This window comes from Natronolimnobius sp. AArcel1 (assembly GCF_011043775.1).
Lineage (GTDB): Archaea > Halobacteriota > Halobacteria > Halobacteriales > Natrialbaceae > Natronolimnobius.
Genome location: NZ_JAAKXY010000002.1, coordinates 44,531 through 62,365, shown reverse-complemented (window position 1 = coordinate 62,365; position 17,835 = coordinate 44,531). Strand labels below are relative to the sequence as shown.

Here is a 17,835-nt window from a genome sequence, read left to right as displayed (position 1 = left end):
AGTCGGGTACGTCTTGGTGAGTCAGATGGGCACAGACACGAGCACGAGCTACACTGATTTCATGGGCGAGGTACAGCATCGCATCGAAGCCGGCACGCAGGCCGAAGCCGTTCGAACGACACGCGCGGTCCTCGTAACCCTCGGCGAACGGGTCAACGAGGGTGGCGCAACCGATATCGCGAGCCCGCTCCCGATGGAGGTCGACCGCTACCTGCTCGCGGCCGACCACGGCCAGCAGTTCGATTTCACTGAGTTCGTCACGCGCGTCCACGAGCGGCTGAACTACGATGATCTCGACCTCGAGTCAGGCTACGGACGACCGGGTGCAATCGACGAGTCGGAGGCAACCTACCGCGCCAAGGCGGTGATCGCGCTGCTCGAGGAACGTGTTCCGGGCGAAGACCTTGCAAACGTCGCAAGCCAACTGCCAGACGAGTTCGACGATCTGTTCGAACTGGCCGACGCCGAAGCGACGCCCTGGGAGCAAGGCTAACACGACTCTGGGCCACCTGCGTTCTCTTGTCTCCTTTCGCGTTCCATCGCAATTCGAACCACCATCAGTCGACGGCCTCGAGTGGAGCGGTCTCGAGGTCGACACGTCGACCCGTTTCGGCGGACTCGTAAGCGGCTTCGATGGCGTACAGATCGGTAAGGCCGTCGCGGCCGTCCGGCTCGGGGTCTGTGCCTGTCAGCACGCAGTAGCCGAAGTAATCGAACTCCTCGCGAACTTCGTCGACAGGTGGGCCGGTGTACTCCATGCGCATGTCACCGCTCTCGACGACCATGTCCTGCGGGACGACGCCACCAAAGGGCGAGGCGATCAAGATGATGCCGTCGGTGCCGATAATCTCGAGGCGGCTGTGGGCGTGGGCGTCGAAACTCGCCGTACACGACGCCGTTGCCCCCGTGGGGAACTCGAGTTGGAATGCAACGTGTTCATCGACGTCTGCGAAGGGGCCGCCACTTGAGTGCGTCGTCGCATAGATGCCAGTCGGATCGCACTCGAGCAGAAAGCGGATGGTATTGAGCGGGTAAACGCCGAGGTCGACCAGCGCGCCGCCGCCCGCGAGGTCGGGATCCAATCGCCAGGTGTCGGGGCTCGTGTACTCGAGTAGCGGGTGTGAGAACCCACCCTGTACCTGGACGCATTCGCCGATGACACCCTCACGAATGAGTTCGCGCGTCCGCCTGACTGCCGGTTCCGTCTGGAGCCGATACGCCGTCATGAGCGTCACACCGGCGTCCGAACAGGCCTCGAGAATCTCTCGCGTGCGCTTGACCGTCGTCTCGAGTGGCTTCTCACAGAGGACGTGAATCCCGTGTTCGGCGGCAGCGACGGCGTAGTCGCCGTGGGTACCGTTCGGCGTTGCGATGTAGGCCGCGTCGTAGGACTCCGCGTGGGTGCCGTCACGGAACGCATCGTAGCTGATGACGTGATTGACGTCGAACTCCTCGGCGAGTGAGCGGGCGCTGTCGGGCGAGCCGGTGACGAGCGCCGTTGCTCGGCAGTAGTCGCTGTCTGCAATCGCCGGGAGCGCCCGGTTGCGAGCGAATCCACCCGTTCCGACGATCGCAATTCGAACTGTTTCATCGACCGACTCTGTCTCCCAATCACGGTTGGTAAACGCCGTGAACGCGTCCTCGAGTGCCATATGCTGTCAACGGACTCGAGAAAAATGAGCCCAATCCACAGCGGCCGAACAGTCCCGAATACGAACGTATTCGAACGCTGCATCAACTGATTCTACCGATTCGATACGGCTACCAGTCGATGGTACGCTCTCGAAATGCGCTATCGAAGGAAAAAGTTATTCAATAGCGCCCTATGAGGTGAGAGTACTCACAGGTATCGCACAATGGTGACAATGGAAACCGCGGAACTCGACACTGATCTCAGTCTGTTCAAATACGACAATCTCGAGCAACTCCCGCCTGCGTACCGGGATCTCGAGGAGGCTGAGCGAACGGAGCGCATCGAGGCGGCACTCGCCGAATTAGGCGATGACGTCGTTATCCTGGGACACAACTACCAGCGCCGGGAGATCGTCGAGCACGCTGATTTCATCGGCGACTCCTATCAGCTCTCGAAAGAGGCCGCTGAGGCGGACGCGGAGTACGTGATCTTCGGCGGCGTGACGTTCATGGCAGAAAGTGCGGACATCATCACCGACGACGAGCAGACGGTGATTCTGCCGAGTATGGAGGCCTCGTGTCCGATGGCCGGAATGGCAGAAGCCCTGCAGGTCGACGCCGCATGGGCCGAGATCACCGCCGCTGCGCCCGACGAGACCATCATCCCGATCACGTACATGAACTCCTATGCGGACCTGAAGGCGTTCTGTGCGAGCCAGGGCGGACTCGTCTGTACCTCCTCGAACGCGCACAAGGCCTTCGAGTACGCCTTCGAGAAAGGCGACAAAGTGCTGTTTTTGCCCGACAAACACCTCGGCGAGAACACCGCCTACCGGATGGGTCTCGAGGACGAAATCGCGAAATGGGACCCCTGGGACCCCGAGGGCAAAGACGCCGACGAAGTCGCAGACAGCGATATCATCCTCTGGGACGGCTACTGCCAGGTCCACGAGCGATTCCGTGTTGACCACATCGAGCAGGTCCGCGAGGAGCATCCAGACGCGAACGTGATCGTCCACCCCGAATGTCGCCGCGAGGTCGTCGAAGCGGCCGACAAAGCGGGCTCGACGGCGACGATCTGCGAGACCGTCGAAAACGCTGCCCCCGGCGATACGTGGGCAATCGGCACCGAGATTCACCTCACGAACCACCTCCAGCGCTGGCATCCCGACGTGAACGTCATCCCGCTGTGTGGTGACGCCTGCATGGACTGCAACGCCATGCGCCAGATCGACCCGAACTATCTGACGTGGGTCCTCGAGGAACTCGTCGAAGGCCGCGAGCGCAACGTGATCGAGGTCGCCCCCGAGGAGAAAGAACTCGCCGGCCTCGCCTTAGAGCGCATGCTCGAGATCTAATCATGACTGGCACAGACACTACGACCGACTCCGACTCAAGCGAATCCGACGACACCACAGACGTTCTCGTCGTCGGCAGCGGTATCGCCGGCTGTGCGGCCGCGCTCGCTGCGGCCCGCGAGGGAAGCGAGGTCGTTCTCCTCACGAAAGCCGAACGCCCCGACGGCGCAAGTACCGACTGGGCACAGGGCGGTATCTCGACCACCCGCGGCGATCCCGACGCGCTCAAAGAAGACATTATCGCGGCCAGCGACGGAACCGCCGATCACGACGCGGTTGACGTGCTCGTCGAGAACGCCGACGAGGCAGTTGAGGACGTGCTGCTCGAGACGCTGGGAATCGAGTTCGACGGTGACGAGGACACAGACGGATTCGACTACGCGCGCGAGGCTGCTCATTCCGAGGAACGCATTCTCCACGTCGACGCCGCGACGGGCACGCATATCCTGCGGCCGTTTTTGAACTATATCGACGACCACGCGAACATCGAGGTTCGCCAAGATACGGCCGCCCTCGAGTTGATCACGCACGAGGGACGCGTTCACGGCGTAATCACCGACGAGGAAGCCGATGGGAACCCGATCTACGCCGGAACCACCATCCTCGCGACCGGCGGCATCGGCGCGCTCTACAGCCGTTCGACCAATCCCGACGACGCGACCGGCGATGGAATTGCCATGGCCGCGCTCGCTGGAGCGGATGTAGCCGACCTCGAGTACGTGCAGTTCCATCCGACCGCCTACGCCGGTGAGAACCCATTCTTGCTCTCGGAAGCCTTGCGCGGCGAGGGAGCCATCCTTCGCAACGACGAGGGCGAGCGGTTCATGCCCGACTATCATCCCGACGCCGAACTCGCACCGCGCGATGTCGTCGCCCGCGCGGTCGCAACCGAACGCGAGGACACTGGTGAGGTCGTCTTGGACGTCAGCCCCCTCGCGTTCGAGGCCGACTTCCCCGACCTTGCCGAGAAGTGTCGCGAGCGCGGAATCGAGGGCGAGGAGATTCCAGTCGCACCCTGCGAGCACTTCCTCTGTGGCGGCATCGACGTCGACGACCGCGGACGGACCACGCTCGATAGACTGTATGCCGTCGGCGAGTGCGCCCGGACCGGCGTCCACGGCGCGAATCGACTGGCGAGTACGAGCCTGCTTGAGGGACTCGTCTGGGGGTTGCGCGCGGGTGACGATGCGGCCACAGCAGACGCTGAACCGCAGATCGTCGAAGCAGCCGACCTCCTGAACCGCGACCCTGACCTGCCCGAGCGCTTCGCCGCCGAAAAGTCGATCCGACTGAAGCGGACGATGGACGAGTACCTCGGCCTCGAGCGCGACCCCGAGGAGATCGCCCGTGCGAGCGGTGTGCTTCGCCGACTCAAAGGCGAAGTGGACGCGTACATCCGAACGCGAACCGCTCGAGACCTCTACGAACTCCGGAACGCGAGTGTCGTCGCCTTGCTAATCGCGCGTGCGGCGAGTGAGAACGGCGAGTCGAAGGGCTGTCACTACGTCGTGACCGACGACGGGGAACAAACGCCACAGCAGCCAGCAAGCGACTGATGATCACGAACGCCCAGATCGAGCGGTGGCTCCGCGAGGATATTGGTCACCACGACGTGACGAACGACGTACCGGGTGAAACGACGGGCCGACTCGTCGCCAAAGCCTCAGGCGTCGTCGCCGGTCTCGAGGCCGCGACGGCTGTCTTCGACTATCTCGGCGTCGACGTCACCGAGTCACTCGAGGATGGCACCGCCATCGAACCCGGTGACGAACTGCTGCGCGTCGAGGGGCCCGCACGCGAGGTGTTGCGGGGCGAACGCGTCGCCGTCAATCTCGCGGGCCACGCATCGGGAATCGCGACCAGAACCCGTCGAGTTGTCGACGCCGCTCGAGTCGAATCCGACGACGTTCGGATCGCCGCGACGCGCAAGACGACGCCCGGTCTGCGAGGCCTCGAGAAGCGCGCAGTCGTCGCGGGCGGCGGCGACACCCACCGGCTCGACCTCTCCCAGATGGTGATGGTCAAAGACAACCACATCGCCGAGATGGGTCTCGAGAACGCAATCGCCCACTTCCGCGAGCGCGCCTCGTTTGCGACGAAAATCGATGTCGAGGTTGAGTCGGTTGCGGATGCACCGCGAGCGGCGGAGGCAGGTGCAGACGTCATCCTGCTGGATAATATGACGCCCGCGGAGACTCGTGAGGCGGTCGATGCACTCACCGAGTACGAGGGTGTGTTGACGGAATCGAGCGGCGGCATTACACTCGAGACGGTCGCCGACTACGCCGCGACGGGCGTCGACGTAATCTCGATGGGCTCGCTCACGCACTCCGCGCCGTCGCTGGATCTGTCGTTCCGAACCGGCGAATAGAGCGCGGAATCTTTTCGTCTCGAGCGCCGACTCACTCTCATGACGGCACCAATTCGTACCTGTCCAGCCCACGGGCCGTTCGCAGCCGACGGTAACGAGGGCGCGGACGATGTAACCGGCGAGGGCTGTCCGGTCTGTGGCGACCGCGGCGAAAAACTGCTCTCCGGTGCGCGTCGACGACAACTCTCGAAATACGTCAGCGGCGCGCTTCGACACTTTCCAGCTGATGCCGGCCTCGAGGTGGACGACCAGGGCTGGACGAGAGGTGTGGCCCTCGCAAATGCCGTCGAACGGAAGTACGAGTGGGCAGACAAACGCCATCTCGAGGCAGTCATCGACACCGATCCAAAGGGTCGATTCGAGCGGGCGAGCGGAGACTGCAAAGCGAGAGATGATCGCGTTAGAGCCGCCTACGGCCACTCAATCGACGTCTCACTCGAGCCAACCGAGAGTCCGATTCCGGACACGCTCTATCACGGGACTGTGCCGCGAAATCTCGAGTCGATTCTCGAGGATGGGCTTCAGCCGATGTCACGCCAGCAGGTGCATCTCTCCGGCACTCGCCACACTGCCCGAACCGTAGGCGAGCGCCACACCGCCGAGCCAGTGGTCCTCGCCGTCGACGCGGCGACGATGCGTGCGGACGGCCATCGAATCACGAAACGCGGGCGCGAGACCTACACAACCGATGTGGTGCCACCGGCATATCTCACCGTCCCAGACCGATAGCGGCGCGCCGGGCGCGTCAGTTGGCGTCTCACTCGAGCGTGTGACGAACACTTTCTTGCTCTTCTCGAATCCGAATGAATAGTAATTTATAACATGTTGTCTGCCAACAGGTCTGGTATGGATAGTTCCCACGAGACGAGTACTGAGGCGTTCGAGGACGGGCCGATCACGCCATCGCGGATCGCCGCGATCGCTGCTCTCTTTGATGTCATCGCGTTCACCGCCATCGGCTATATCGCACTTGAATCCCCGCTTATCGGTGCCTTTTCCGGCCTTCTCGTTGGGACTGGCGTCTACTGCTTCCTCCCGATTTTTATGCTTTCGGAGTCTCGAGGCGGACTCGAGGCGATGGCCGACGAGCAGGGGAGTCCGTTCCAGTCGCTTCACCGAGTGGCGGCCGGGTTGGCGTTGTCGGGCGGCGGTATCATCCCGATTGCAGTGATGTTTATGGAATTGGACCCGTTTATCGCTGCGACCGCCGGTATTATCGCCGCTGTCGTGCTCTACATTCCGCTCTCGTTCGTGTTGCCGAACGCGAAACTGTGAGCTGACCCCTGTTTGCTGTCTCGCTCATCTGAACAGCGAGAGAAATCGCTGCCATCCCCAGATGGCCAGCCCAACACCGATGAGCACAGTCAGCAGGTACAGCGGCAATGCATCCGCGATTGGGCCATCCGCTGGCACGAGAATGTTCAGCGAGTCGCTCCAGTATAGGACCACTCCCACCCCAACAACGACGAGCGATCCGATGACAACAGCAACTGCTAACCTGTTGTCCGCGATTCGGGAGCGCTCGCGGTCGGGCTCGTCCATCACAGACGATTCGCGGCGAGCGAGTAAACCGGTTGAACCTGCAGGCACAGGGCTGTGCCCGTCTCGAGCGTTCGATGGGGCCGCTGCTCGAGAGTCTGTTTATCGGAGTCGGTTAGATTCATATCTCACTCGTGGGTGTGGGTTGCATCACTGCTCGAGAGGAGTGTAGAGGTGCGGACTCGAGGTGTACGCGTGGACTCGAGGGTTGGGATTTGGACCACGGGAAGACGGCCGCTCACTCCGTTCGCGTTGCGACTTCCCTAATTCAAATCCAAGAACGCAGTCGCTGCTCACGGATGTTCGTGGCAACATGCGAGGGTTGGGATTTGAACCACGCCCGAGAACCTGCTCACTGCGTTCGCAGAACCTCAGTCTGATTCAAATCCCGCTTCGCGCACTCGTCACTCACCGATTGTTCGTGATGAGTGCGAGGGTTGGGATTTGAACCCAAGGACGTCTACACGAGCGGGTCTTAAGCCCACCGCCGTTGGCCTGCTTGGCTACCCTCGCACAGAAGGCACTCGCCAGTTGACCGTACGGTGGGATGTGCGTTTCGGTGTCGGTCGAGTAAAACCGTGAGCGAACTCCGGTGAGCGAACGGGTCGAGGAACCCCCAACGGGGGTGACGATGACTTTTGGTGGAGATTTTGCCAGTGAACGAGCGTCGCAAGGCGTATGCGCCGCTGCAAGCGAGTGAACGCAGCAAAAGGTCCCGGCGTTGTCAGCCCACCGCCGTTGGCCTGCTTTCCTATCGACCAGAACCATTGAGCGAATTCGGCCATCTCGTGCCGAATTCGTGACGTCGTTCGGGTAGATAGGAGTGGCTACCCTCGCACAGAATGCACTCGCCAGTTGGCCACACGGTGGGATGTGCGTTTCGATGTGCGACTACGTGACCGCGACTTACCAATCGACACTCAGCGTCCCATCACCGTGTGGATCTGGCGCAATTTCCTCGTCGGTGCGTCGATCAATGACGTGAATGCAGCCATCGTCCTTTTTCGCCGGACAGATCTCTGCTGCCCGAATGTTGTGCTCGAGGTCATCCTCGCCGATGTAGTACTCGTTCGGCTGGGCCATGCCCGAGGCAAGTGACATCTCCCAGTTATCACTGACTTCGGCGCACTTGCCCGCGCCAAAGCACTTGTTGGCCTCGAAGATGATTTTGTAGGGCTTTGCATCGACCGGCGGCGCGTCGGCTGAACCAACGTCGCTCGCTCGCTGAATCCCCTGCTCGTCGTCACTCATTGCTATCATCTCGGCGGGTGCCACACTTTCACGTTGCGGTTAGTGCAACGATTGGACAGTCACTCCTGCACCAGCGGCTTCGGTTCCGGCAAGTCGTAGTGCACGTCCGTCAACTCGCTCGAGACATCCCACAACCGTTGTGCCGTCTCGCGGTCGTAGGACCGATCTGACGACCCCTGTCGTTCCGGCGTGCCGCGCATGTTCAGCAATCCGCCCGGCCCGTAGTACGCACCACCCTCGATATCGGGCACGGTCGCGCCGTACAGCAACGGCAGCGCGCCCATCGCAGATGACTGTGCGACGACGCCGTTCAGCAGTTTCATCGCCGCCAACTCGAGGCGACTCTCACGCTTGGTCGGCCCACGGAACTGCAACTGCGTGTTCGCGTAGCCGGGATGCACCGCGATGCTCGAGACCTGCGCATCCGCCGTGAGCAGCCGTCGCTCGAGTTCGTACGCAAAGAGGACGTTCGCGAGTTTCGACTGGGCGTAGGCGTTCCACTGGTTGTAAGACTGCTCTGACTGGAGATCGTCAAACGCAATCTCGCCCTGTTCGTGAACGCCACTCGAGACGGTGACGACTCGCGAGTCGCGCCCATTTTCGAGCCCCAGATTCTCGAGCAACAGCCCCGTGAGCGCGAAGTGTCCGAGATGGTTGACGCCAAACTGCGTCTCGAACCCGTCGTCGGTCTCCGAGCGTGGAATCGCCATCACACCCGCGTTGTTGAGCAGGACGTCAATGTCGCTCTCGAGTCGGTCGGCGAACGAGCGAATCGACTCGAGACTTGCCAGATCACACGCTTCGACACGGATATCGGCTGCCAGAATCTCCTCGCGAACGTCTTGGGCGGCCTCTTCGCCGCGCTCGAGGCTGCGACAGGCCATGATTACCGTCGCGCCGTTTCGAGCGAGTTCCCGGGTGGCCTCGAGGCCGATCCCGCTGTTCGCGCCAGTGATAACGACGGTTCGACCCGTCTGATCGGGGATATCTGCAGCAGTCCAACCCATAGGTGTCGAACGTGGTCCAGGCTTCTATATGTTTGTCGCTGAGTAACGGAGTCACTGCCCGTCTCGCCGGTTTTCGTTCGCTCGTGACACTCTGTGTCTGATGCAGTTGCCACTGTCATCGGCCGACGATAGATTTATTTGAAGGTGTAAAGTAGACTTTACTGTAAAGCATGTCCGACATCACACGACAGACAAATTCGCCGCTCGGTATCGGAAAGCGAACGTACGAACGAGGAATCTGGGGGCTCGTTGGAATCGGCTGTTTAGGTCTCCTTGCAGGCATTGTCTTCGGACAACAACTCATCGGCACGGCCACGTACCTCGTGGCGGTCTGGGCTGCGGTACTCGCCGCAGTGTCACTCCCGTACATCAGCGACGCGAAACTCTCCGATGAACGCGACGAACAGCTTCACAACCATGCGAGCGGGCTGACAATCGGCATCGCTTTCATGGTCGGAATTAGCATCATTCCAGCAGTCTACGTCCTCGATGCCGGGAATTACATAACTATCTCGGCGACGGCCTGGGGTGCCATCTTCCTGTTTTCGGCACTCGGCTTGCTCTACGGTGCCTGCTATACGGTTGTCAGCCGCCGTGCCTGATTTCTGCTATGAAGAACCACCTTACTGAACGACGAGAGGAAGCGGATCTGAGTCAGGGCGACCTCGCCGCCGCCGTGGACGTGACGCGCCAGACAATCAACGCAATCGAACGTGAACGCTATGACCCCTCACTCGAGCTTGCGTTCAAACTGGCCGCATTCTTCGAGTGCCACATTGAGGATCTCTTTGACCCGAATCTCGAGATTGAACTCGAGTGTGAGTGACGGTCAGCGGTCGGACAAATAGTGAGTGCAACAACGTTACCCGTCGGTGATCGAGACGGACTCGAGGACGACTTCCTCGAGCGGCCTATTGTTCGAGTCGGTGTCGACGCGACCGATTTCTCGGATGATGTCCATGCCGTCTGTAACCGTGCCGAAGACGGAGTGACGACCGTCGAGGTGGGGCTGAGCCTCGAGCGTGATGAAAAACTGCGAGCCGTTGGTGTCGGGTCCGGAGTTGGCCATGCTCAAGATGCCGGCGTCGTCGTGGCGTAGGTCGTCGTGGAATTCGTCGTCGAACTGGTAGCCGGGGCCGCCGCGACCGGTGCCGGTTGGATCGCCGGTTTGAATCATGAACTCGTCGATCACGCGGTGAAAGATCACGTCGTCGTACAGCGCCTCGCCGTCGACTTCTGCACCCGTTTCGGGGTCGGTCCAGGCGCTGTCGCCCGTCGCGAGACCGACGAAGTTCTCGACGGTGTTCGGCGCGCGTTCGTCGTACAGGTCGACCTCGATCTCTCCTGTTGTGGTATGGAGGGTCGCGTTCGAACCGTCATCAGCACTGCTCAGACAGCCGGCCAGGGACGCACCGACGCCACCGACAGTGGCTGCGAGTAGCTGTCGTCGTGGGAGTCTAATACTCGCCGTGAGGCAGAAACAGCAAATAACGATGTCGATGTGCTAACCGATAGCTGCAGCGTTACTCGTAGTTGACCGAGACGGACTCGAGGACGACTTCCTCGCGTGGCTTGTCGTTTGGATCGGTGTCGACGCTGCCGATTTCTTCAACGACATCCATTCCGTCGGTGACGGCACCGAAGACGGAGTGGCGACCGTCGAGGTGAGGCTGGGCGTCGAGGGTGATGAAGAACTGCGAGCCGTTCGTGTTGGGTCCGGAGTTAGCCATGCTCAGGATGCCGGCGTCGTCGTGGCGCAGGTCGTCGTGGAACTCATCGTCGAACTGGTAGCCGGGGCCGCCGCGACCGGTTTCGGTCGGGTCGCCGCCCTGGATCATGAAGCCCTCGATGATGCGGTGGAAGGCAACATCGTCGTACAGCGGCTCGCCGTCGACCTCCTCGCCTGACTCGGGGTCAGTCCACGTCTTGCCGCCGGTCGCCAGGCCGACGAAGTTGTCGACGGTGCTGGGTGCGCGTTCGTCGTACAGTTCGACCTCGATATCGCCCTTGTTGGTGTGGAGGGTTGCAGTAACGTCTCCCATACCGCTTGCGACGATGGGCCGACGGAAAACGATAGTGGTCTTGTCCAGCCTCGCCTTAAGAACGTCCGTCGATGGCCCCCCGCAGGTACATACCGCCAAGTCGAGAACACCGACTATGGGAACTGGGACACATTCGACCGAGGAAGTCGTCCTCGCACGACTCTCCTCCGGCGTCGAATTGACGACGACGATTCACACCTACCAGGGCAACGCTGACTCGAGTACAGACACAGACGAAACACCCACACTCTACGTGCAGGCTGCCCAACACGGCCGTGAAATCAACGGCACCGCCGTCTTGCGCCGGTTTCACGAGCGCTTGTCGCTCGAGGAGTTGACCGGAACGATCATCGCAGTGCCGGTGGCGAATCCGCTGACGTTCGACCGGGTGACCTACACGGCACCCGAGCGCTTCGATAGCGTCAATCCGAACATGAACCGCGTCTGGCCCGGCAACGACGAAGGGACGCTTCACGAACGGATGGCAGCACGCCTCTGGGAGGAAATTTCGCAGGCAGACGCGCTCGTGGATCTGCATACGGGCAGTCCCGACATGTGGCCACACGTCGTCTTCCGAGAGGGTGATACGCGGTCTCGAGGCCTTGCGGAAGCGTTCGGAACCGAACTCCTGCTCTCTGAGGAGGCCAATGACGACGCCGACGAGGAGTGGCACCAGCGCAATTTCGCCGGCAAACTCCGCGTTGCGGCCTCCGAAGAGGGAATTCCATCAATTACGCCCGAACTCGCGTACAATAAGCAGATTCTCGAGGACGTCGTCGAAGGCGGTGTTGACGGCTTGTTCGACGTGCTTCGCCATCTCGGAATGTTACCCGGTGAGGTGCCCGAGCGAGATCAGATTCTCGCCCGGAACCACCTGGGACAGGTGTCTGCGACGGCATCCGGACTGTTTCGTGCCAATCCCGGCCTCGAGTTGGGACAGGAACTTCCCAGCGGGACGCCGATTGGGACGGTGTACGATCCGGCGACGTACGAACCGCTTCACGAGGCGGTGACGGATCGGGATGGCGTCCTCTATACGCTAACCCAGGAGGCAACGGTTCTCGCTGGCGACAAACTGGCGAGTGTGGCGTTACTCCGGGACGAGTAGCGAAACCGGTGCGGGACAGTTGAAACCGAGTCTCAGCAACCGTTCGCTTGATCCGGCCGCTCGGGAACATGCTCGTACTCGAGCAGTTCGTCGTCTGCGATGGAGACGAGCAGGATGTCGCTCTCTGCAACGCTCTCGAACTCGTCAACGGAGACGACGAGTTGGTCGACCAGTTCGCCCTCGTACTCGAGCAAGAGGACGACGTGTTCACCATCGACGATTCGGTCGACGACGGCGACGTACTCGGTTGCAGTCGATTCGGCGGCTGCTGGAGCATCGCTGGCGCTTGCAGTTCCGGCGACTGACAATCCGGCAACTCCAGCAACACTGATCGTATACAGAACGCTTCGTCGTGTGGACTGGCTGTGGTCGTCCATGCCACCGTTGGCCGCGTCTTCGTATTTAAAAGGACGCAGCAAACCGAACACAACTGGTGAGTGTCACTGTGGCTGCATTCTGCTCTGTGCTGATCGAGGCTGAAAGCACCGAATCCACCCTCGAGAGCGAAGCTGTGAGAAAACAAGCGTCTGAACCACCAAAGGTTTATCACTCGCATAAGAAATTACTTAACAATGGCTACGCAGGAGACCGTTACCCGAGAGGCGCAATTATGGGCCCGGAATATTGGCGGGATCGATGAAACGACAGTCGAACTCGACGACGGGATCACCGTTCTCGCTGGTCGGAATGCGACGAACCGAACGTCCCTTCTACAGGCGTTTATGGCCGGGCTTGGCGGTGAATCAGCCTCGCTCAAGGCAGATGCCGACGAGGGCGAGGTCGAACTCGAACTCGACGATGAGACCTACACGCGCACGCTTCGGCGTGCCGGAAATTCCATCGTCACCGAGGGCGACCCCTATCTCGAGGATCCAGAACTCGCTGAACTGTTCGCGTTTTTGCTCGAGTCGAATCCCGCCCGGCGAGCGGTAACGACCGGCGCTGACCTCCGTGAAATCATCCTTCGGCCGGTCGATACCGACGAAATCGAGGCCGAAATCTCTCGGCTCACGGCAGAGAAGGACCAACTGGCGAACGAACTCGACCGCCTCGAGTCACTCAAAGGCGACCTTCCCGAACTCGAGCGCCAGCGAAACGACATCAAGGACCAGATCGAGGACAAACGCGACGAACTCGAGGAGGTCAAAACGGCAATCGAGGAAGCCGAAGCAGAAGCCAGCGAGCAAGATGGCGACGACGCCTCCGCTGAACTCGAGGAAAAGCTCACCGAACTACGCGAACAGCGCTCCGAACTCGAGGACGTTCGCTTCGACCTCGAGACCGAACGCGAGAGCCTTGCTGCACTTCGAAACGAACGCGAGGACCTCGAAGAAGAGCGCGAAGAGCTCCCGGAGACGGACTCACTGAACCGAGAGGCCGTCGACGACGAAATCGACCGCCTCCAGCAGCGCTCGCAGTCAATCGACAGCGTCGTGAGCCAACTCCAGAGCATCGTCCAGTTCAACGAGGAGATGCTCGAGGGCTCCCATCCCGAGATCAGAGCCCTGCTCGCCGGTGAAGAAGCCGACTCGAGCGCCGACGGTGGGGTCACGGATCAGTTGCTCGCCGACGAGGAAACCGTCCAGTGTTGGACCTGTGGCAGCGAGGTCCAGCGAACCGAAATCGAGGAGACGATCGACCGACTGCGCTCGCTCCAAGAGGAGAAACTGAGCGAACGCGATGATCTCGACGAGCGCATCGAATCACTGCGAGATGAGCGCCGCGAGATCGATCAGACCAAACGCCAGTACGAACGCCTCGAGGACCGACTGGCCGACATCACGAACGAAATCGAACGCCGGGAGTCCCGTCTCGAGGAGTTGACGGGCGACCGCGAGGACCTCGAAGCAGAGATCGATACGCTCGAGGATGAAGCCGCAGAACTCGAAGCCGAGGCCGAACCGGACGCGGACGACGACGATGATGAAGAGAGTCTGCTCGATCTCAATCGCCGCGCCAACGAACTCGAGTTCTCGCTTGGGCGCTTAGAGCGCGACCTTGAGACGACGACGGAGGAGATCGAAGATATCGAGGCCGCACTCGAGGAACAGGACGACCTCGAAGCCCGTCGCGAAGAGATCCGCGACGAACTCGAGGAACTGCGCACTCGGATCGATCGGATCGAGCGCGAGGCCGTCGAGTCGTTCAACGAGCACATGGACGCCGTTCTCGAGGTTCTCGAGTACGAAAACATCGAGCGAATTTGGATCGAACGGATCGGGCAAACGGTCCGTGAAGGGCGTCGGAAGGTCGAGCGAACGACGTTCGATCTGCATATCGTCCGCAGCACGGCTGATGGAAGCACCTACGAGGATACGATCAACCATCTGAGTGAGAGTGAACGCGAAGTGACTGGCCTGATCTTCGCGCTGGCGGGCTATCTCGTCCACGAAGTGTACGAGGAAGTGCCGTTTATGCTGCTTGACTCGCTCGAGGCAGTCGATTCGGACCGGATCGCAGATCTGGTCGAGTACTTCCGAGAGTACACTGACTTCCTCGTCGTCGCCTTGCTCCCCGAAGACGCAAGCGCGATTGACGACGGTCACGAACGTATCTCGAGTATCTAACGCAGTTCTGGCCCGACTGCGGACTTCTTGCAGGCACCTACCGGCACCGCAGCTGCCTCACTCGTAGGCCTGAATGCCGGTCAATTCGTCGCCGAGAACGAGCGTGTGGATATCGTGGGTGCCCTCGTAGGTGTAGACGGTCTCCATATTTGCAAGGTGGCGCATTGGCGAGTAGTCCGTCGTAATGCCGTTGCCGCCGAGCATCTCGCGGGCGACGCGCGATTGCTCGCGGGCCATTCGAACGTTGTTGCGTTTGGCCATCGAGACATGCTGTGGCCGCAGGTCACCGCGTTCTTTGAGGGTTGCGAGGCGGTAGGCGAGCAGTTGGGCGAGCGTGATCTGTGTCGCCATCTCTGCGAGCTTTTCTTGTTGCAGCTGAAAGCGAGCGATCGGGCCGCCGAACTGCTCGCGCTCGAGTGCATACGCTCGAGCCGTCTCGAAACAGTCCCGAGCCGCGCCAACGGCTCCCCAGGCGATGCCGTAGCGCGCCTGCGTGAGACACGACAGTGGCCCTTTCATCCCGGAGACATCAGGAAGGACGTTTGATTCCGGAACAGAGACGTTGTTCAATCCGATTTCGCCGGTGATCGACGCCCGCATCGAGAGCTTCTCCTCGAGTTTGTTCGTCGTCACGCCATCGCGATCGGTTTCGACGAGAAAGCCGCGGACGGGGGCGTCTTTGCTCGAGGTGTCGCGTGCCCAGACGAGTGCAACGTCGGCGATTGGCGAATTCGTGATCCAGGTTTTCGAGCCGTTGAGGACGTAGCCGTCACCATCCGCTTCAGCGGTTGTCTCCATGCTTGCTGGATCGGAGCCGTGTTCGGGCTCGGTCAGTCCGAAACAGCCAACGGCCTCGCCCTCCCCCAGTTTCGGGAGCCATTCTTCTTTCTGTGCCTCGCTGCCGTAGGCGTGGATGGGGTACATCACGAGTGCGCCCTGAACCGAGGCCATCGAGCGCAGCCCCGAGTCGCCCGCCTCGAGTTCTTGCATCAGAAGCCCGTAGGCCGTTTCGGAGACGTTCGGCGAGCCATAGCCCTCGAGATTGGGCGCGTAAAAGCCGAGTTTGCCCATCAATGGGATAAGGTCAGTTGGGAACGTTCCGTTCTCGAAGTGCTCGCCGATGTCGGGTTTCACGCGGTCAGCGACGAACTCGCGGGCTGTGTCCCGAATGAGGCGCTCTTCCTCGTCGAGGTCGGCCTCGAGCGTGACGAAATCGAGCATATGTCGTGGTCCACAACGACGAGTATAGGGATTGTGGTCGGTGCGGTCACGAGGAGCGACTCGCAACGATGTCAGCACGGTATTGACTGTAGAGTTCGCGAACGACGAGGCGGTCCCGTGGGTCGACGCCGAGAACGCGCAATGTCCCGATATAGGCACAGAGCCCGACGATAGCGCCGACCGCGATTGCGAGTGGGCCACTGAGAGCCGTTCGGATGAGGACGAGCACTCCGATCATGACAAGCCCGGCTGCGAGCGGTCGGAAAAACGTCGCATCAAACGGCCACAGCCCCTCGAAGCGCTCGAGTAAGACGACCTGTATTGCGTTCTGGGCGGCAATGGCGAGTGATGTGCCAAGCGCTGCGCCGACGAGTCCGAACTCAAGGATGAACACGTAGGTTAAGACGACATTCGAGACGGCGAGCAGCCAGTCGAGTATCATCCGCGCGTATTGGTGGTCAGTCATCATCAGCAACCAGCCAGTTGCGCCAACGGCGCTGCCGACGAAGACGCCGCCAAGGTAGACGACGAGTGGCACGTAGCCTGCGGCGTACGTTGGGCCAAACAGTGCGAGGAGGTCCGCGCCAAACACCGCGAGAACGGCGAGAATCGGGAGTACTGTCGTGAGGATCAATCGTGTCACTGATGTGTAGATCGCATTCAGCGTGTCGATCTGTCCGTTCGAGTAGAGGCTCGAGGCGACCGGGGGCAAGAGCTGGTTGAACGCCTGCAGCGGGATCCACGCAATCGCGACCAGTACGAGGACGACGTTGTAGATACCAGTTGCTACGGCCGTCAACAGCGCTCCGACGAGCAACACGTCGATGCGGTTTTGAAAAATCTTCCCGAAACTGCTCATCGCGACGGGGCCCGCGTAGTTATAGAACTGGCGCAGTTCTCCTGGCGTCCGTCGAAGCACCGGCCGGATCTCGGTCGCTCGAATCGTCACCGGAATGCCGACCACAGCAAGTGCGAACATGAATCCAAGTATTGCACCGGCGACGCCGACGACAGAGTACCCGACCGCAAGCGCTGCGAGTGCACCGACCAGCCGAACGGCCGGCCGGAGGAGTTTGTTGAACAGGACTTCGCCTCGAGCGGAGCCAACTGCGCGAAAGACGCCTGCGGCGATCATCACAAATCCAATTGGAACGATAAGAACGCCGAACAGCCGCATCGTCGTCGGAAACGCTGGCTGGTCGACGGTGGCGTTGTTGATCCACGGTGCAAGTATCCAGATACCGACTGCCATCGCCAACCCGACGCCGGCCGTGGTCGCATAGGCGATTCCCACGACTCGTGACTGGCGGGCGCGGTCGTCGCCCGCGTCAGGAACGTATCGCTGGAGCGCCGGGACGCTGCCAAACGTGACGAGTCGAACCAGAATCTGTGCGATCCGCCATGCAAGTGCGTAGACGCCGTACGCGACCGGACCGAGCGCACGCGTGAGGACGAACTCCGTCGCGGTGGTCAGCCCCCGTTGGACTGAGATTCCACCGGACGTGACGACCGCGCCATGCGCGATTGTGAGCAACGCCTCTCGTTCGTCTGCCGGAACTGATTCCACACCTGCCGCGCCAGCGTCGCTCTCTGTCGTCTCCTTGAGCGGCGACTCGTCGTCGCCATCGTCGCCCGTGTTGTCGCTTTGCAACTCCTGACTCACTGCCTGTTCTGTGTGCGTTGAACGGTCCGGCATTAAGGAATTCGATACGGCAGATGTGGACCGTTTGCATCCGCTG

At 61.1% G+C, this 17,835-nt stretch carries 19 protein-coding genes and 1 tRNA gene; 10 read left to right on the top strand and 10 right to left on the bottom strand.

Translation table 11 applies throughout. The features are described 5' to 3' along the window. Nucleotides 1–25 precede the first annotated feature (25 nt). Nucleotides 26–493 carry a DUF2267 domain-containing protein gene (locus tag G6M89_RS04360; protein WP_165160590.1) on the top strand — a complete coding sequence of 156 codons (468 nt, stop codon included), beginning with the start codon at nucleotides 26–28 and terminating at the stop codon, nucleotides 491–493. 64 nt (nucleotides 494–557) lie between these two features. On the opposite strand, the gene gfo6 is transcribed toward G6M89_RS04360, so the two are convergent. Further along, complete coding sequence (gfo6, locus tag G6M89_RS04355) at nucleotides 558–1,652, bottom strand: D-xylose 1-dehydrogenase Gfo6 (protein WP_165160589.1); 1,095 nt, start codon at nucleotides 1,650–1,652, stop codon at nucleotides 558–560. A gap of 204 nt (nucleotides 1,653–1,856) precedes the next feature. Between gfo6 and nadA the strand changes: the two genes are divergently transcribed. From nadA to G6M89_RS04330, 5 genes are all read left to right on the top strand, one after another. Continuing rightward, nucleotides 1,857–2,990 carry a quinolinate synthase NadA gene (nadA, locus tag G6M89_RS04350; RefSeq protein ID WP_165160588.1) on the top strand — a complete coding sequence of 378 codons (1,134 nt, stop codon included), beginning with the start codon at nucleotides 1,857–1,859 and terminating at the stop codon, nucleotides 2,988–2,990. A 2-nt stretch (nucleotides 2,991–2,992) separates the two neighbouring features. After that, nucleotides 2,993–4,546: an L-aspartate oxidase gene (locus tag G6M89_RS04345; RefSeq protein WP_165160587.1), complete on the top strand. Its 1,554-nt coding sequence runs from the start codon at nucleotides 2,993–2,995 to the stop codon at nucleotides 4,544–4,546. Then, nucleotides 4,546–5,361 carry a carboxylating nicotinate-nucleotide diphosphorylase gene (gene nadC, locus G6M89_RS04340; RefSeq protein ID WP_165160586.1) on the top strand — a complete coding sequence of 272 codons (816 nt, stop codon included), beginning with the start codon at nucleotides 4,546–4,548 and terminating at the stop codon, nucleotides 5,359–5,361. The genes G6M89_RS04345 and nadC overlap by 1 nt, the downstream gene beginning before the upstream one ends. Nucleotides 5,362–5,400: 39 nt before the next feature. After that, entirely contained in the window at nucleotides 5,401–6,090 is a 690-nt protein-coding gene (locus G6M89_RS04335) for an RNA 2'-phosphotransferase (protein WP_165160585.1), read from the top strand. 117 nt (nucleotides 6,091–6,207) lie between these two features. Continuing rightward, nucleotides 6,208–6,636 (top strand): hypothetical protein, encoded by a 429-nt coding sequence (locus tag G6M89_RS04330; protein WP_165160584.1) that lies wholly within the window; start codon nucleotides 6,208–6,210, stop codon nucleotides 6,634–6,636. 24 nt (nucleotides 6,637–6,660) lie between these two features. On the opposite strand, the gene G6M89_RS04325 is transcribed toward G6M89_RS04330, so the two are convergent. From G6M89_RS04325 to G6M89_RS04310, 4 genes are all read right to left on the bottom strand, one after another. Then, entirely contained in the window at nucleotides 6,661–6,903 is a 243-nt protein-coding gene (locus G6M89_RS04325) for a hypothetical protein (RefSeq protein WP_165160583.1), read from the bottom strand. 426 nt (nucleotides 6,904–7,329) lie between these two features. Continuing rightward, a tRNA-Leu gene (locus tag G6M89_RS04320) sits at nucleotides 7,330–7,413 on the bottom strand. Between the two features lie 393 nt (nucleotides 7,414–7,806). Beyond that, entirely contained in the window at nucleotides 7,807–8,151 is a 345-nt protein-coding gene (locus G6M89_RS04315; protein ID WP_165160582.1) for a ferredoxin, read from the bottom strand. A 59-nt stretch (nucleotides 8,152–8,210) separates the two neighbouring features. Continuing rightward, a complete protein-coding gene (locus G6M89_RS04310; protein WP_165160581.1) occupies nucleotides 8,211–9,158 on the bottom strand; it encodes an oxidoreductase in 948 nt (315 codons plus the stop codon). 170 nt (nucleotides 9,159–9,328) lie between these two features. Between G6M89_RS04310 and G6M89_RS04305 the strand changes: the two genes are divergently transcribed. Together G6M89_RS04305 and G6M89_RS04300 are read left to right on the top strand one after the other, a co-directional pair. After that, nucleotides 9,329–9,760 (top strand): DUF2178 domain-containing protein, encoded by a 432-nt coding sequence (locus G6M89_RS04305; protein ID WP_165160580.1) that lies wholly within the window; start codon nucleotides 9,329–9,331, stop codon nucleotides 9,758–9,760. Between the two features lie 8 nt (nucleotides 9,761–9,768). Beyond that, on the top strand, nucleotides 9,769–9,984 hold the full coding sequence (locus tag G6M89_RS04300) for a helix-turn-helix transcriptional regulator (protein WP_165160579.1): 216 nt from the start codon (nucleotides 9,769–9,771) through the stop codon (nucleotides 9,982–9,984). 36 nt (nucleotides 9,985–10,020) lie between these two features. Here the strand turns inward: G6M89_RS04300 and G6M89_RS04295 are convergent, their stop codons facing one another. Both G6M89_RS04295 and G6M89_RS04290 read right to left on the bottom strand, forming a co-directional pair. Next, complete coding sequence (locus G6M89_RS04295) at nucleotides 10,021–10,551, bottom strand: peptidylprolyl isomerase (RefSeq protein WP_165161293.1); 531 nt, start codon at nucleotides 10,549–10,551, stop codon at nucleotides 10,021–10,023. A 130-nt stretch (nucleotides 10,552–10,681) separates the two neighbouring features. Next, the gene (locus tag G6M89_RS04290) at nucleotides 10,682–11,200 is read right to left on the bottom strand and encodes a peptidylprolyl isomerase (protein WP_165160578.1); all 519 of its coding nucleotides are present in this window, start codon (nucleotides 11,198–11,200) and stop codon (nucleotides 10,682–10,684) included. A 115-nt stretch (nucleotides 11,201–11,315) separates the two neighbouring features. Here G6M89_RS04290 and G6M89_RS04285 point away from each other — a divergent pair, with 115 nt between their 5' ends. Beyond that, nucleotides 11,316–12,308, top strand: a complete 993-nt coding sequence (locus tag G6M89_RS04285; RefSeq protein ID WP_165160577.1) for a succinylglutamate desuccinylase/aspartoacylase family protein — start codon at nucleotides 11,316–11,318, stop codon at nucleotides 12,306–12,308. 32 nt (nucleotides 12,309–12,340) lie between these two features. On the opposite strand, the gene G6M89_RS04280 is transcribed toward G6M89_RS04285, so the two are convergent. Beyond that, a complete protein-coding gene (locus G6M89_RS04280) occupies nucleotides 12,341–12,685 on the bottom strand; it encodes a hypothetical protein (protein ID WP_165160576.1) in 345 nt (114 codons plus the stop codon). Between the two features lie 195 nt (nucleotides 12,686–12,880). On the opposite strand from G6M89_RS04280, the gene G6M89_RS04275 reads away from it, so the two are divergent. Further along, nucleotides 12,881–14,875 carry an archaea-specific SMC-related protein gene (locus G6M89_RS04275; protein WP_165160575.1) on the top strand — a complete coding sequence of 665 codons (1,995 nt, stop codon included), beginning with the start codon at nucleotides 12,881–12,883 and terminating at the stop codon, nucleotides 14,873–14,875. 57 nt (nucleotides 14,876–14,932) lie between these two features. Here G6M89_RS04275 and G6M89_RS04270 read toward each other — a convergent pair whose 3' ends face one another. Then, nucleotides 14,933–16,096, bottom strand: a complete 1,164-nt coding sequence (locus G6M89_RS04270) for an acyl-CoA dehydrogenase family protein (protein ID WP_165160574.1) — start codon at nucleotides 16,094–16,096, stop codon at nucleotides 14,933–14,935. A 46-nt stretch (nucleotides 16,097–16,142) separates the two neighbouring features. Then, nucleotides 16,143–17,792: a lipopolysaccharide biosynthesis protein gene (locus tag G6M89_RS04265; protein WP_165160573.1), complete on the bottom strand. Its 1,650-nt coding sequence runs from the start codon at nucleotides 17,790–17,792 to the stop codon at nucleotides 16,143–16,145. Nucleotides 17,793–17,835 lie beyond the last annotated feature (43 nt).